11 protein-coding genes and 1 pseudogene are annotated in these 15876 nt (G+C 64.9%); 5 read left to right on the top strand and 7 right to left on the bottom strand.

Annotation, left to right across the window (positions count from 1 at the left end):
* Positions 1 to 215: 215 nt before the first annotated feature.
* Positions 216 to 500 (bottom strand): hypothetical protein, encoded by a 285-nt coding sequence (locus FVA80_RS01135; protein WP_147910533.1) that lies wholly within the window; start codon positions 498 to 500, stop codon positions 216 to 218.
* A 357-nt stretch (positions 501 to 857) separates the two neighbouring features.
* Here FVA80_RS01135 and FVA80_RS01140 point away from each other — a divergent pair.
* Positions 858 to 1950 (top strand): annotated as a pseudogene (locus tag FVA80_RS01140) (IS630 family transposase).
* A 395-nt stretch (positions 1951 to 2345) separates the two neighbouring features.
* Here FVA80_RS01140 and FVA80_RS01145 read toward each other — a convergent pair.
* From FVA80_RS01145 to pucL, 3 genes are all read right to left on the bottom strand, one after another.
* The gene (locus FVA80_RS01145) at positions 2346 to 3521 is read right to left on the bottom strand and encodes a glycosyltransferase (RefSeq protein WP_147908525.1); all 1176 of its coding nucleotides are present in this window, start codon (positions 3519 to 3521) and stop codon (positions 2346 to 2348) included.
* Between the two features lie 323 nt (positions 3522 to 3844).
* The gene (locus tag FVA80_RS01150) at positions 3845 to 5329 is read right to left on the bottom strand and encodes a PAS domain-containing methyl-accepting chemotaxis protein (RefSeq protein WP_147908526.1); all 1485 of its coding nucleotides are present in this window, start codon (positions 5327 to 5329) and stop codon (positions 3845 to 3847) included.
* Positions 5330 to 5902: 573 nt separating this feature from the next.
* Positions 5903 to 6745 carry a factor-independent urate hydroxylase gene (gene pucL, locus FVA80_RS01155; RefSeq protein WP_147908527.1) on the bottom strand — a complete coding sequence of 281 codons (843 nt, stop codon included), beginning with the start codon at positions 6743 to 6745 and terminating at the stop codon, positions 5903 to 5905.
* Positions 6746 to 6889: 144 nt separating this feature from the next.
* On the opposite strand from pucL, the gene FVA80_RS01160 reads away from it, so the two are divergent.
* Genes FVA80_RS01160 through FVA80_RS01170 form a run of 3 tightly spaced genes read left to right on the top strand, consistent with a single transcriptional unit; the run spans position 6890 to position 11792 of the window.
* Positions 6890 to 7717, top strand: a complete 828-nt coding sequence (locus FVA80_RS01160; protein ID WP_147908528.1) for an FAD binding domain-containing protein — start codon at positions 6890 to 6892, stop codon at positions 7715 to 7717.
* On the top strand, positions 7714 to 10446 hold the full coding sequence (locus FVA80_RS01165; protein WP_147908529.1) for a molybdopterin cofactor-binding domain-containing protein: 2733 nt from the start codon (positions 7714 to 7716) through the stop codon (positions 10444 to 10446). The genes FVA80_RS01160 and FVA80_RS01165 overlap by 4 nt, the downstream gene beginning before the upstream one ends.
* Positions 10446 to 11792: an NCS2 family permease gene (locus FVA80_RS01170; RefSeq protein WP_147908530.1), complete on the top strand. Its 1347-nt coding sequence runs from the start codon at positions 10446 to 10448 to the stop codon at positions 11790 to 11792. The genes FVA80_RS01165 and FVA80_RS01170 overlap by 1 nt, the downstream gene beginning before the upstream one ends.
* 231 nt (positions 11793 to 12023) lie before the next feature.
* Here FVA80_RS01170 and FVA80_RS01175 read toward each other — a convergent pair whose 3' ends face one another.
* From FVA80_RS01175 to FVA80_RS30890, 3 genes are all read right to left on the bottom strand, one after another.
* Entirely contained in the window at positions 12024 to 12920 is an 897-nt protein-coding gene (locus FVA80_RS01175) for an adenylate/guanylate cyclase domain-containing protein (protein ID WP_246692220.1), read from the bottom strand.
* A gap of 1014 nt (positions 12921 to 13934) precedes the next feature.
* A complete protein-coding gene (locus tag FVA80_RS30885) occupies positions 13935 to 14627 on the bottom strand; it encodes a cytochrome P450 (RefSeq protein ID WP_246692221.1) in 693 nt (230 codons plus the stop codon).
* A 3-nt stretch (positions 14628 to 14630) separates the two neighbouring features.
* A complete protein-coding gene (locus FVA80_RS30890; protein ID WP_246692222.1) occupies positions 14631 to 15173 on the bottom strand; it encodes a cytochrome P450 in 543 nt (180 codons plus the stop codon).
* 249 nt (positions 15174 to 15422) lie between these two features.
* Between FVA80_RS30890 and FVA80_RS01190 the strand changes: the two genes are divergently transcribed.
* Positions 15423 to 15677: a hypothetical protein gene (locus FVA80_RS01190; RefSeq protein ID WP_147908532.1), complete on the top strand. Its 255-nt coding sequence runs from the start codon at positions 15423 to 15425 to the stop codon at positions 15675 to 15677.
* The last annotated feature ends 199 nt before the right edge of the window (positions 15678 to 15876 follow it).

Genomic DNA, 15876 nt, shown 5'->3' on the forward strand with positions numbered 1-15876 from the left:
TTTACTCAGCTGAAGATCTTCATCCAATACGTGATGCGGAGTGTTGCAGGGCCCGGTGAATCGCCGGGACTCGCCGGGCGACCCTGCCCAATCGTTTGCCTCGTTGGTATGATCCAACATTCTTGACTGGAGCGCACTACTCTTGACCGCCGCACGGCGTCAACCTAAGCCACAGTCAAGGGGTCGGACGTTAGAATGGGACGACTCAGCAGAGCCTATTGCAGGTAGACGACGAACATTTCGGCTACAGCGCGGACCGCATAATCCGCCGGAGTTTCGCCCTGCCAAACCGGAAAAGCTTCGATGAGCCCTCGTCCATCGAGGATACTTGCGACCTCTTCGGGCATTAGACCTTCGTTGAGCGCACTCGCTAGGGCAGCGCACCCGTGCGCATGATAGTGCGGCCAAGTGATGCCCGCCCGCAGCTCTGCGAAGGCAAGACTTAGCGTTAAAGCACCACTACCGAATGTCGCGAAATGCTGGTTGCTGAGCGTATTCATAGTGTATCATCTCTCAGGTAATATGGTGGTTCGTCCTCTGCTCGATGAGCCGACAACACCGCACAGAATACGACTGTCCTAGGATGACCTTTTTCGATCGGACGACCATTTTTCCTCCCGACGGCAACGAATCCAATCGCTTAGTAGGATGAGGAAGATTAACACACAGATTTGAAAATGTACTCCCAAAGATCCAACTCCAGGCAACATCAAATCCATGCTTGATCGCCACTTGGGAGAACGGATTAGTTTCGGACGGGATCGCTAATACCCCATCCGACATACAAGTGGTGAAAGGCTAGTGCACTGACGTGGTCAGAGGATTCACGCAGGGGGTGATGCATGCGAGTCTGGGCGATGGCTCAGACCGTCTGCGTGCTCCTCGACGACGCCACCAAGTTGGCGTTGTCCACGATCGCCGGAGACCGATCCCGCCCGCTCAAGCACATCCTGCGGGCGCGCATCGTCCTGCTCTCGTTCGAACGCTTGAGCGTGCAGGACGTGGCTCGGCAGGCCGGCGTCAGCCGGCCCGCAGTCTGGCGCTGGCAGCAGCGCTTTGCCGAGGAGGGCGTCGAGGGCCTGCTGCGGGACAAGACCCGCCCACCCGGCACCCCGCCGCATTCCACCCGCACCGTGGCGACGGTGCTGGCGCTGACGTGTTCGGAACCGCCGGACGAGGTCACGCACTGGACCGGCCGCGCCGTCGCTGCGCGGACCGGCATCTCACTCCGCTCCGTGCAGCGGATCTGGCAGGAGCACCGCCTGCAACCGCATCGGGTGCGGACCTTCAAGCGCTCCCACGACCCGGCCTTCGCCGAGAAGGTCGAGGATGTGGTCGGTCTCTATATGCAACCGCCCGCCCACGCCGTCGTGCTGTCCATCGACGGTCCTTCGACACGCTCAGGATGAGGAGTCCCAGATCCAGGCCCTGGAGCGAACCCGTCCCGACCAGCCGCTCGGGCCCGGGCATCCCGCCGCTCAGACGCACGACGACACCCGCCACGGCACCACGACCTTGTTTGCCGCCCTCGACGTCCTGGAAGGCACGGTGCTCGGCCGCTGCATGCAGCGCCATCGCCACGGTGAGGTCATCCGTTTCCTCAACACCGTCGAGGCGGCAGTCCCAGCGGGCAAGGCGATCCACGTGGTGCTCGACAACTACGGCAGCCACAAGCACCCGAAGGTGCGCGCCTGGCTCACCCGCCACCCGCGATGGACGTTCCACGTCACACCGACTTCGGCTTCCTGGCTCAATGCCGTCGAGGGCTTCTTCTCCACGCTGACGCGCCGTCGCCTCCGGCGAGGCACCTTCACCGGCATCGTCGACCTGCAGGCCGCCATCAAACGCTACATCGGTGAGCACAACCAAAGCCCACGACCCTTCGTCTGGACCAAGCCCGCCGCCGCCATCTTCGACGCCCTCAATCGAGCCCCTGAACCATCCGTCTGAGTCAGTGCACTAGGCCAGCCAGGAACGAGCGCGGTGGACGATGGGGATACCGCCTGGAATGATTTGAACGTGTCCCTTGCAACTCGCTGCAGCACATGGCGTCAACCGGCCCAATGAATGCATTTTTCACTTCGTGTCAGATGACTATAGTCAAAACTAAAGTCACCATAAACTGATTTTTATTACAATCTAATTAATAAACATTCAAGCAAATTAATCACTTATTATTTACAATCATGGCTGATACTCAATATTTTACAATAATCGAGATCTCAAAAACTTGTCTAGAAGTAAAGTTTCATTGACGACAGACTTTCTTGCCGCGGCTGTTTCTTTAGTTGAAATTCGTTGATACTGTCCAAAATCTCGTCGATCCGCAGCTTTAAGTGCCGCAATCACCAGTCTGGGCTATAGACCGCGCTATAAGATGAATGATTGGCACCCCAAGCTGGATCGACCATCTTATTTAGCGCTTTTCTTGCAATTTCTACACGTTGTTGACGTTCTTCATGGGGAAATTCTGGGCATCCAAGAACGCCGATACATGCCGATAGACAGGCTCGATACTGTCCTGTATTAAAAGCTATCACAGAAAACTTATCCATCAATCCATAATTATACATCCAATGCTGCACAAAAAGTCCTTCCGTTGGCGGCGATAGTCCAAGCCCCGATTCTGCATAATGGTACGCTTCGACATAGCGCTGTTTATCCTGGCAATATCGACTGACGTAATACATCGCCTCGACGCGGCGAGGATTGATCGCGATAGCTTTATCGAAGCACGCAATAACTTCATCAAATGGATCGCCAAGATTGTCCATCAACAGGGCGGCACCCAGATAACTGATGTAGATTTCTTCCTCCCAAAAGCCCATTGTCGTACGATGGAGGTAGGCCTGCAGGGCCTTGCGTTTTTCGCCGCAATCGCGATAACTATTTGCGAGATAGTACGTGTAGCGCGATAATAGAAATGGGTCTTTTTCGATTTTAAGAGCTTTTTCAAACAGCTCAGCGTCACGTACATACGTGCTCTCATCGCGACGCCGCGCGCCATCGTGACCCCGCCGCATTGCGAGCGGCAACGTGTCAGTCCAGACCAGTTCTTTACATTCTGCAAACTCGTGCAGGACGCCCCGATAACGCCAAGGAAACGCGTTTTTGAACAGCTGCGTCCGTGGGTACCGCATAGTGGTGTCATGAATTTGTAGGGTGTACCCGGGAGCATCGAGATTTGGCAGTTTGTAGTCGGCTGGAATGGTCATTCCGCCTTGGGCGGTGATCAGTTCATCGTCGGCATCGATGACGAGCGTGTAATCGCCGTGTGGTCGAGCGAGTTCAAGCGCCTCGGTGCGGTTGTGGCCAAAGTCGACCCATGGACGCTCCAGCAAGGTGCCCGGCACATCGGACATGGCGGTACGAATGATGTCCTGGGTTCCATCGGTTGAACAGGTATCTACAATTACCCAATGATCAATAACGGCACGTACAGAGTCGAGACAGCGCAGGATAACCCGAGCTTCGTTCTTGACAATCATTGACAAGCAAACTTTTTGACCAGAAGAAGTCATCGTGGAGATACTTTCGGGCGAAGTGATACGCCGCTTCCGTTGGTGGTGATTTCAGTTTGTACCGCGACGATGCGACATTCGCAAAGCGGTGGCGCCCCGGTACGCTGGAAGCTCACTGAGATCCGCCGGATATCTTTGCCTGATTAAACGAATAGATATTGTAATGTATAACTTAATATATTATAATATCCATAATTTAACCATTTATTGAGCAAAAATCCTATTGATATCTTCGAAACATTTAGGATTTAGACGTTTGATCTTATTCGCCTTTGAACGGGAACGCTCCGATCCAATGCACCCGCGACCATGCCATTACCATCTCACCTCACCGCGCGCGAAGCCTCGCGCACTTGGCGGGTGGCGCGATCAACCTGCTCGCTGGCCTGGGCGATCGTGTCCATGCCGGCCGCGATGGTCGAGACCCCATGGGAGACCGTCTGCATGCTGCCGGACATCTCGCGTGTGACCGCGGATTGCTCCTCCACGGCCGCGGCGATGGTCGAGGAGACGTCGCTCAGGGTCCGGATCGTGCCCTGGATGGTGTCGATCGCGCCCACCGCTTCACGGGTGGCTGATTGGGCGGCAGCGATCTGACCGCGGATCTGGTCCGTGGCGCGACCCGTCTGTTCGGCCAGAGCCTTGACCTCGGAGGCGACCACCGCGAAGCCGCGGCCGGCCTCGCCGGCCCGCGCCGCCTCGATGGTCGCGTTGAGCGCGAGGAGGTTCGTCTGCGCGGCGATGCCGGCGATGAGCCCGACCACGTCGCCGATCTGCGTGGCCTGATCGCTCAAGCCGGCGACGATGCTGCCGGTCTGCTGCGTCTGGGTCACGGCTTGGCCGGCCATCGACGCCGCGTGGCTCACCTGCTGGCTGATCTCGCTGACCGAGATCGAAAGTTGCTCGGCGCCGGACGCCATGGCCTGGATATCGACGGATACGCGGCCGGCAGTGGCGGCCGCGGTACCGCTTTGCCGTGTGACGTCCTCGACGGCTCGGCCGATCGCATCGAGGTCGGCACCGATCGCCTGCTGGGCCTCGGCGCGGCGTTGACGCTCTCGGACGTGCGCGGTGATGTCGGTGGCGAACTTGACGACCTTGACCGGTCGTCCATTCGCATCGTTGATCGGGTTGTAGGTCGCCTGGATCCAGACCTCGCGGCCGCCCTTGCCGATCCGGCGGTACTCGGCAGATTGGAACTCGCCATCCGCCAGCGCTGCCCAGAAGGCGCGATAGGCCTCGCTCGACCGTTCCACGTCGGTGACGAACAGCCCGTGGTGGCGTCCGACGATCTCGTCGAGCCGGTACCCAACGGCGTCCAGGAAATTCTGGTTTGCGCTCAGGATCGTCCCGTCGAGCGAGAAGGCGATCACCGCCTGCGACCGGTGAAGGGCGGCGATCTGGCCGTCGAGGTCGAGGGCGCGCAATTTCTGCGACGTGATGTCGGTGGCGAACTTGACGATCTTGGTCGGCCTGCCGGCACGATCGAGCACCGGGTTGTAGCTCGCCTGGATCCAGACATCGCGGCCGCCCTTGGCGATACGCTTGTATTCCGCGGTCTGGTAGGTGCCGAGCCGCAGCTTATCCCAGAACAGGCGATAGGCCTCGCCCTCGCGCTCCGCGGGGTCGACGAACAGACCATGGTGGCGACCGCGGATCTCCGCGAGGGAGTAATCCATCACCGCCAGGAAATTCGCGTTGGCATCCAGAATGGTGCCGTCCAAGGCGAATTCGATCGTCGCGAGCGACCGGCTCAGGGCCGCCAGTTTGGCGTCCCGGTCGCGCGCGCCCACCAAGCGATTGAACATGATGTCCTCCGGAAGCTCTGACGGGATACGCGGCGCGTTCGCGCCGGGCGTCGCGGTTTTTCTTCAGGCGGCTGTATCAAGAGCGTATTGACTGCAGGTTAAACGGTCGAACGCGAGATAAACGGCGCCTGCTCGGCCTGCATGCCGCGTCCAACTCAGAGTTTTTAGGGGCGCACGCAGGGGTTGCATGCGTAAATGTCGCCGCTTGATCTATGATACGTCTCTCTGCCGAGCTCCGTCGATAGTTATACACTCGGTCGTAGTCGATCGGTACACCTGCCGCGCATCGGGCACGATCGCTTCGGCCACCCCGCGGTCATTCGAACCGCGATGCCCCTTGGTTGCCGAGACATCCCCAACCACGCGAAATATCGCGGATTCATCCGATCGGGCCGCGCATCTTCGGGCGCGCCCGGTCGGTCGGACCTGTCTGGCTCACGCGGTTCTGCAACGTCTCCGTGCATTGCACGCGTACCCGTCGCTCACTGCAGGGCCGTTACGATCGCGAGGATTTGAGAAGCGCGCATCGCTGGATCGGCCCAGCCGTTCCGAAACGAAGCAAAGGACGCCCGCTCAGCCAGTTCGGCCGATCGTGGCTTCGATCCGGCCGGAGGGCTCGTCCGTGGGAAGGAACACCGTTCCGGGATTGTCCAATCCGAACGGACTGAGATCGATCGGCACGTAGTGCTTGTTCGGCATCACGAAGGCGATCTCGGCCACCTCCGGAACCGCTTCGAGCGCAGCCTCGCCCATCCGATACATGCTGTCCTGCACGCCGCGGCTGTAACTCGTCCCGAACACCGTCAGCAGCGTCGAGAGGATCCGCGCGTTCGCGACCTCGTGATCCGCCGGAGCCGACGACCAGGTCCAGGTCGCATCCATGCTTGTGGCGGCGATACGGTCGGTGGCGTCCGGCAAGGTGCGGTAGCCGTCTGCGACGAAGCCGGTCCAACCGGATTGCGTGGTCTTCATGAAGGTGTAGCCGCGCAAGCCCGACGACAGGATCGACCCGGACCGGTCGGCGTGGAGCCCGACGAAGCCGAAGCCGTTGCCGTCGCGGGTAAAGGTATGGCCGTGCGGTATTCCTGCGATGACATGGCGGAGCCAGCGAGTCTCCTCGGCCTCGATCGCCACAGCCTCGACCTGAGGGTAGGTCGCGAGCAGGACCTGCGCCACGGCAGCCACGAAGGCTTCCGCATTCAGGGACGGGTTCTTGACCGCCGTCACGTTGACGATGTTCTTCACGCTGTCCGTGGCGATGCAGGCCCGGTTGTCGCCCCGTGTCCAGGCGTCCTCGAATCGCCCGGTCAGGATCACGGACAGCGTCAGCTCCCGCGGCACATGGTGGTCGCCGGACCGGGTCAGCCGCAGGACACGGACCCGATCCTTGCCATACCGCGATGCTGTCAGAGCCATGATGATCTCCGAGAGGATGTTCGAAGCGTGAGCTTAGGACCGGAGGCGCCGTATCTCTACCGAGTCCCTTGACCGACTCGGCACATCGGCCGGCATATGGTGCGGTCGAGCGTCATCGGCGCGACCCACGGACATGGAGGGCGTGTGGACCTCAACACGATCGAGACCGTCCTCCGCCCGAACGCGCGCGCCGAGCTGCCGAATTGGCAGGATGGCGACGCCTGTCTGGCCGGTGGAACCTGGCTGTTCTCGGAGCCGCAGCCGACGACGCGGCGTCTCATCGACCTGACATCGCTCGGCTGGTCGCCGCATACCGTTGGTTCCGACGGCGTGACGCTGGCGGCGACCTGCACCATCGCCCAGCTCGACCGGCTGGAACTGCCGGCGAACTGGATTGCGGCTCCCCTGGTCGGGCAATGCTGCCGGGCCCTGCTGGGGTCGTTCAAGATTTGGAACGTCGCGACGGTCGGCGGCAACCTGTGCATGGCGCTGCCCGCCGGGCCCATGACCGCGCTGGCCGCCGCTCTCGAGGCGACCTGCGTGGTCTGGGCGCCGGACGGTGGCGAGCGTCGTCTGCCGGTCACGGAGTTCGTCCTCGGGCCGCAGCGGAATGCCCTGCAGCCGGGGGAGATCCTGCGCAACGTGATCATCCCGGCCGCGGCTCTGATGCGCCGGACCGCGTTCCGGCGCATCAGCCTGAGCCCGAACGGCCGTTCCGGGGCGCTGCTGATCGGAACCAGGGGATCCGACGGCGCCTTCGCGCTCACCGTCACCGCCTCGATCCGCCGACCCCTGCGCCTCACCTTCGCCGGCCTGCCGGATAGCCGGCAGCTTGCACGGGCGCTTGATGCCGCGATCCCGGACGACCTCTGGTACGACGACGTCCACGGCCGACCGGATTGGCGCGCGCACATGACCCGCCACCTCGCGGAGGAAATCCGCGACGCGCTGGCCGACGAGGCTGCGGCATGAGATTCACCGTCAACGGCCACGCGCATGCCGGCGAGCCGCGACCCGGCCAGTGCCTGCGCACCTACCTGCGCGAGTCCGGCTGGTACGGCGTCAGGAAGGGGTGTGACGCCGGCGATTGCGGCGCCTGCACGGTCCATCTCGATGGCGAGCCGGTGCATAGCTGCCTGGTCCCGGCCTTCCGCGCGGAGGGCCGCAGCGTCACCACCATCGAGGGTCTAGCCGGTCCCTGCCGTCCCGGCGATTCGACGCCCGACGCGATCCATCCGGTGCAGGCCGCGTTCCTCGCGGCCCAAGGCTTCCAGTGCGGTTTCTGCACGTCGGGCATGATCATGACCGCCGCGACCCTGAACCAGGGGCAGAAGCAGGACCTCGGCACGGCCCTGAAAGGGAACCTGTGCCGCTGCACCGGATACCGTGCCATCCGGGATGCCATCGGCGGGATCGCCCATCGCGATGTCGCCGGGGAGGGGGACCCGATCGGCCGGAACCTGCCGGCCCCGGCTGCGCCCCTGGTGGTGACCGGGCGGGCGCGCTTCACCCTCGACGCGCCGCCGAAGGGCGCGCTGCACGTGAAGGTACTCCGCTCGCCGCATGCCCATGCCCGCATCGTCGCGATCGACACCGCGGAAGCAAGCGCCGTCCCGGGGGTCGTCGTGGTGCTAACCCACGCGGATGCGCCGCAGCAGGCGTTCTCCACTGGCCGCCACGAAGACCCGCGCGACGACGCCGCCGACACGCGGGTCCTCGATTCGGTGATGCGGTTCGTCGGCCAGCGGGTCGCGGCGGTCGTGGCCGAAACCGAGGCCGCCGCGGAGGCCGGCTGCCGGGCTCTGCACGTCACCTACGAACTGCGACCGGCCCTCCTCGATCCCGCTCTGGCCCTCGCCGGGGATGCCCCGATCATCCACGATCCGGGGGACCGGCCCGGCGCCGACGCGCCTCCGCTGGCGCGCCATCCGAACCTGGCTGCGGAGGTGCATGGCCAGATCGGTGACGTGGATGCGGGCTTCGCCGAGGCCGATGTCGTCTATGCGGAGACGTTCCAATCACAACGGGTCCAGCACGTCGCCCTGGAGACGCACGGCACCGTCGGGTGGCGCGGCCCCGATGGGCGCCTGACGCTGCGCACCAGCAGCCAGGTGCCATTCCTGACCCGCGACGCCCTATGCGACCTGTTCGGACTCGAACGGAACACGGTGCGGGTGCTGTGCGGCCGGGTCGGCGGCGGTTTCGGTGGCAAGCAGGAGATGCTGACCGAGGATCTGGTCACGCTCGCGATCCTGCGCACCGGCCGGCCAGTGGTTTGGGAGCTGACCCGCGAGGAGCAGTTCATCGCGACCACCACCCGCCACCCGATGCAGGTCGCCGTGAAGGTCGGCGCCCGCCGGGACGGGCGGCTCACGGCGATCAGCCTCGACGTGCTCTCCGATACCGGCGCCTACGGCAACCATGCCGGCGGCGTGATCCACCACGGCTGCAACGAGGTGCTGGCCGCCTATACCTGCCCGAACAAGCGGGTCGACGGCCGTGCCGTCTTCACCAACACGGTGCCGTCGGGCGCCTTCCGGGGCTACGGGCTGAGCCAGACGATCTTCGCCGTCGAATCGGCCCTCGACGAAGTCGCCCGCTCGCTCGGGATCGACCCGTTCGCGTTGCGCCGGATCAACGCCGTCCGTCCGGGCGACCCGATGGTGTCGAATAGCCTGGAGCCGCACGACGTGGTCTTCGGCAGCTACGGACTCGACCAATGCCTCGATCGTGCTGAGGAGGCCCTGCGCGCCGATCCGGGGCCGGAACCCGAGCCCGGCTGGCGGGCCGGCACCGGCATGGCGATGGCCATGATCGACACGATCCCGCCCCGCGGCCACCATGCCGACGCGCGGGTGAGCCTGGACCCGGACGGCAGGTTCACCGTGCGGGTCGGCACGGCCGAGTTCGGCAACGGCACCGCCACGGTCCATCGCCAGATCGCGGCCTCGGCCCTCTGCACTGCCCCCGATCGCGTCCGGATCGCGGGCGCCGATACCGACGCCGTCGACCACGACACCGGCGCCTACGGAAGCACCGGCACCGTGGTCGCCGGCTTCGCGGTGCTCCGCGCGGCTGAGGCGCTGGCCGTGATGATCCGGGCGCGCGCGGCCGAGATGTCCGGTACGGAGGTCGACGCATGCCGTCTGGACAGAGACGCCGTGGCGGTACCAGGCGGCTCCATCCCGCTCATGAGGATCGGGCCCCTCGAGGCTCGCGGCCGGGCCGATGGCAGCCCCCGTTCGGTGGCGTTCAACGTGCAAGCTTTCCGGGTGGCGGTCCACCCGATGAGCGGTGAAGTCCGCATTCTTCGGAGCGTCCACGCCGCCGACGCGGGCCGGGTGATCAATCCGATGCAATGTCGCGGGCAGGTCGAGGGCGGGATCGCGCAGGCGATCGGCGCTGCCCTGTACGAGGATTTCTCCATCGACGCCTGGGGCCGGGTCGCCACCCGGACGCTGCGCGACTACCACATCCCGGCCTGCGCCGACGTTCCGGATACGCAAGTGCTGTTCGCCGAGACCCACGACAGCGTCGGGCCGCTCGGCGCGAAGTCGATGAGCGAGTCGCCCTTCAATCCGGTTGCGGCGGCTCTCAGCAACGCGATCCGCGACGCCACCGGGGCCCGGCTCACCGCGACACCCTTCGCGCCCGACAGGATCTTCCGCGCCACGATGACCGGCTGCGGCGGGGAGGGGTGATGGACGGCGTGCGCAAGGTGGCGATCCCGGCGCCCGGGCGGCCCGGCTTCCTGGAGCGCCGGTTCCGGCTCGCAGAGCACGGGACCACCGTGCGTACGGAGCTGCTCGCCGGCCTGACCACCTTCCTGACGATGGCCTACATCGTGTTCATCAATCCCAGCATCCTGGCCGATGCCGGCATGCCCAAGGGCGCGGTGTTCGTGGCGACCTGCCTGGTCGCGGCGCTCGGCTCGCTGGTGATGGGCCTGTACGCCAACTACCCGATCGCCCTGGCGCCCGGGATGGGGCTCAACGCCTACTTCGCCTACGTGGTCGTGCTCGGCATGGGCTTCACCTGGCAGGCGGCGCTGGGCGCGGTGTTCATTTCCGGCCTCTGCTTCCTGGCCGTCACCCTGACGGGCCTCCGGGCGATCATCGTCGACGGCATCCCGCGCTCGATGCGGATCGCCCTCACGGTCGGGATCGGGTTGTTCCTGGCCGTCATCGCGCTCAAGAACGCCGGCATCGTGGCCGCCAGCCCGGCGACGTTCGTGACCCTCGGCGACCTGCACAAGCCGAGCACGATGCTGGCGGTGATCGGCTTTCTGATCGTCGCCGCGTTGTCGGCCCGGAAGGTGAGGGCGGCGCTCCTCACAAGCATCCTGACGGTCACGGTGCTGAGTTTCCTGGTCGCCGGCAACACGTTCCAGGGTGTCGTCTCGATGCCGCCCGCGATCGCCCCGACCCTGTTCGCGCTCGACCTCTCCGGCGCCGTGTCGGGCGGCCTGCTGCATGTCGTCCTGGTGCTGTTCCTGGTCGAGCTGTTCGATGCCACGGGCACCCTGATGGGAGTGGCGAGCCGTGCCGGATTGCTCACCAACGGCCGGATGCAACGCCTCGACCGCGCACTCCTGGCCGATTCCACCGCGATCTTCGTGGGCTCGCTCCTCGGCACGTCGAGCACCACCGCCTACCTGGAAAGCGCCTCCGGGGTGGCCGAGGGCGGACGCACCGGCCTGACCGCCGCCACCGTGGCCGTGCTGTTCCTGGCCTCCCTGTTCTTCGCCCCGCTGGCCGGCGCGGTCCCGCCCTACGCCACTGCGCCGGCCCTGTTCTACGTCGCCTGCCTGATGCTCCGTGAGTTGGTCGACCTCGCCTGGGACGATTCAACCGAGGTGATTCCCGCCTGCGTGACCGCGCTGCTCATGCCGTTCACCTACTCGATCGCCACGGGCGTCGCCTTCGGCTTCATCACCTACGCCGCGCTGAAGTTGCTCACCGGCCGCGCGCGCGAGGTGAAGCCGGTGGTGTGGGTGATCGCAGCGCTATTCCTGTTCAAGTTCTTTGAGACCGGCAGCGCGCATTGAAAACGTGCCGAGGAAAAAAACCGATCATAAGCGCGTGGCCGCCGACTAAACCGTCGCGAGATCGACGGTTTCGCTCATGCCTTCGAGATGGTGTCGTGAAAAGGCCCGGCTTCATCGACCCGGATTGCAACGCCGAAGTCGCAGTTTGGCCCCGGGAAAAGTTCGGCGGACCAGTCGCCCTCGTTTCGCTGATCGTGCCCCGCCTGCCGCCGACAGGGGGTGCCCCGCACATCACTGGCCGGATGGCGCTTCCGACCTCGGCATCGCCGAGTTTGTTCCGCGCGCCTTTGGAAAACACTCCGGGCGGATGGACAAACCGGTCCGCCGCCCGGTGTGAAGCGGAATCGCGAACAGGCGTAGGACGGTACAGGCTCCACGCACGGGCCTGACGGCCATGAGCTGTCCCTCGCTGGACGTCGCCTCCTGCACCACAGCTTCTGATGCGAGGCAGCTGCAGGCGAGGGTGCGAGTCATCTGCTCCAGGCGACGCGCCACGTTGACGGTGTCGCCGACCGCGGTGAACTCGACGCGTTCCGCCCCGATGGCGCCGACGAAAACCGGACCGCGGTGCAGTCCGATGCCGATGCGGACCGGCGGCAGACCCGTCTGCTCCCGTTCGCGGCTCCACTCCGACATGGCAGCAGCAAGCGCGCGGGCCGCCGCGACGGCGCGATCGGCATCCTCGGGCGCTGCATCCTCGGGCGCTGCTTGCGGCACGCCGAACACGGCCATGACCTCGTCGCCGACAAACTTGTCGACAAGGCCGCCCGCCGCCTCGATCGCCCGCGCGGCGCGGACCCGAAAGTCGGCGAGGAACGCTGCGACATCCCCAGGCGGCATAGTTTCGCAGAGATCGGTAAAACCGCAGATGTCGGCAAACAGCACCGTTGCCTCCTGCTCCCAACCTGCGCGCAGAGCGTTGGAATCGGTCTCGGCAACCCATCGGGCGACTGCAGGGGCGGCCAAGCGTGCGAGGTTGTCCCGTTGCTGCATCACCGTGCGGGCTGCGGAGCGCAGGCGCTGAACGCGCAGCGCGAGACACGTGGCGGCAAGCCCGGCGACGCCGAGCGCGACGGGTTCAGGCGCGGTCGCGGACGTCAGCCCCAGAACCAGTGGTATCGGCGCCACGGCGAGGAGCGGACCGTCCCATGCTGCGGCGGCAGTCCAGCCTCGGCGGAGGCTCTCGGCCCACTCAGCCCCCCGCCGCGCGGGACCCAGCCGGGACAAGGTGTCCACCCTCACGGCGGAAGTTTCCGAAAGGAACATCGCCGGCATCAGCATCCCGAGCAGACGCGGCTGATGACGCGCTGTGCCCTGAGATGCTCACGCTCGACAGCGGGAGAACGCCAGTCCCGGCTCGTTCGGGACGAAAGGGGGACAGTGGTCGCGGCGAGGCTCGGCACGTCGGGCTGCGTGAAGCGTGGGGCCGGCTGCGATCGTACGGCGGTCGGGACCGACAGGGGCAAGAGAAGGGCTGCAATCGCCGCGCCCGCCGTGATTCTGGTCCGATGAGCGATCATGGTTTCGTACTCCCGACAGTGAGGCATCAGGAGTGCGGCAGCTATCTTACGCCACGATTTCTTCGATCTGAATACTTATGACAGTGGAAATACGTAAAAACAGTTCCCGTCGCACGTACGCGCCGTAATCGATTTCAATTGTATTCGATTAGCATGTGCAAACACGCATGACCGCACCCAGTCCGGTGGGTCAGGTGCGGTCGGACGCACCGTTGGAACGTCAGCCCGTCCCGCGGCAGCTCTCTGCGAGATCCAGTGTTCGATCCGGCGGCTCCGCGCACTCGGCCGCCGTCGTCCGTGATCACGGGCAGATTGTCGGGCTCACCGGCGCCGACGGTTCAAGCGGGATGCGTCAGGACAAGTCGAGCCCGACAGGACCACAACGTTGTGGCCACCGTCGACCAACAGGCGGGCGATACGCGAAATCGGATTGGAACGCCCCGCGGCTGGCTTCGCGCGAAGAAAAACCTTCGTCGGGCGCCCTTTGCGCGCCGGGAAGACGGCTGCCGTGCTGTCGCGACGGCAACCAGGAGCGAGGCCGGGGGCGGTCTGTCGGGGCGCAGCTGCGGAACGCGATCGACGCGGTTGCGCCTACCGTGGACGGCGGAGGCGGTAGGCCGCGCTAGGCGGCAACCCTCAGCGCATCGATGCGGCGGATACCGCTGTGGCCCTGAAGGACCGGCATCGCCCCGGTCATACGCAAGCGTGGGGCTAGGCGCGTCAGGGCGCCCAGGCCCTCTTCCAGTTCGATCCGCGCCAGGGCCTCGCCGATGCACCGGTGTGCGCCACCGCCGAAGACCGGATGCAGGCGTGGTAGGTCGGTGCGCCGGGTGTCGAACGTGTCGGGATGTGCGTAGACAGCCTCGTCCCGCAACGCCGACAGCGTCGAGAGCAGGATCAGGCTTCCGGCCGGCACGACATACCCGTCGAGGCGGATCTCCTCTCGGGCGACCCGCCCGGCGGACCCGACGCTCGGCTCGTAGCGCAAGGATTCCGCCACCGCGGCGGGGATCAGGCTGGGATCTCCGCGCACCGCCGCCCATTGCTCCGGATGTTGCAGCAGCAGCGCCACCTGCATGGCGCCGGCGACACGGGTCGTATCAGTGCCGCCGATGATCATCTGCACGAGTTGAACGATCACCTCCTCGGGGGTGAGTTCACCCGCCGCCTCGGCTTCCGCGAGGAAACGCGTCAGGAAATCGTCCCGGGGCGCCGACCGGCGCGCCTCGAGAAGGGCCTGCACATAATCGTGAAGCGCGACCGCGGCCGCCTCGAGTTCCGGGATGTCTTCAGGTCCGAAGGTAAAGCTCAGCACCCTTTAGACTTCATAGGCGAGATGCGTGAAATGGGGGATGTCTTCACGCGGCAGGCCGAGGATTTCGGCGATGGTTTGGGCCGGGATCAGGGCGGAGTAACGCGCGACAAGGTCGATGTCCTCCTCCGGCATCCAGTCCTGGACGAGGCTCTCCGCGGCAGCGCGGATCCGCGAGCGCAGACCTTCGATGATCCGGGCCGCGAAGGTGCGAGTGAAGGGCGAGCGGCGCCGGCGATGCACCGCCCCGTTGGCGTTGAGCATACCGTGCGCGAAGATGTCGAACAGCGGGCCCTCCGGAATCCCGCGCGCCTTGGGATAGAGCGTCTCCGTCGCCTGGACACGAGGGTCGCGCATCAGCAGATCGACATCGCGGGCGCGGAGGACGAGGAAGCCGGCGACCTCGTGACTGACGACGGGCAGCCGGGGTCGCCAGGTGCGGAACACCCCGTGCGGATCGGCTTCCAACTCCGCCACCGTCAGAGTCGGAATGCCGATGGACGGCTCGGGGATGCCAGCGTCGAGCAGACTGTCTTCGGTACCGTTCATCCTGGGGACCTCGCTGCTGAACTGCGCGAGAACCGTCGGAGGCCCGAGCTACCGGATGATTTCGGAAGCTCGTCCGATGGTTACGATCATAACATTCCGCGCCGCGGCCTGTGAGAAAGGACGCGCGAATGGCTCCGGTGTGCGCAGGAGCACGTCCAGTGCAGCGTGTTTCGTGCGTCAGAGACTCGGAAATCACGCCGTAACTTAGCCCTTCGAAAAAGCTGTCGCTTGGCAGAAGGAGAAGTCTTCATGGATGCAGGGCTGGCGAATATCGACGACGTCTTCGAGGCGTTGCTCAGACGAACGATCACGGACTCTGTGATCGGCGGCAAGGAACACGGGGTCTCGGGTTCTGAAGACCTCATTGCTCACCTACGGCATTATGAGCGACGGGCGCTCCAGGAGCAGCTGAGCACGCAGACACTCCAGGTCATTTCTTCGGCGCGGCGCCTTCTCGGCGACCGGTCGGAGATGGGCCGGTACCGTGACGTTGGTGCGCCCTGACGACGGTGCGCCATGACGTTTGACGGCGTCCGGTCAGGATGCCGTCCCGCTGATCCGTGCCGAGCGGGCCATGCTTCGGACCCAACACCGCGGGTTCGGGAGGGCGCGGGCCGCTCTCCTTCCAGGGAGCGAGGTACGGTGCGCATGCCCGCGCCGTTGCAGGACGAACGGAGCCCGTCCGAAGGCCTTCGCGCCACCT

It is taken from the genome of Methylobacterium sp. WL1 (genome assembly GCF_008000895.1).
GTDB lineage: Bacteria > Pseudomonadota > Alphaproteobacteria > Rhizobiales > Beijerinckiaceae > Methylobacterium.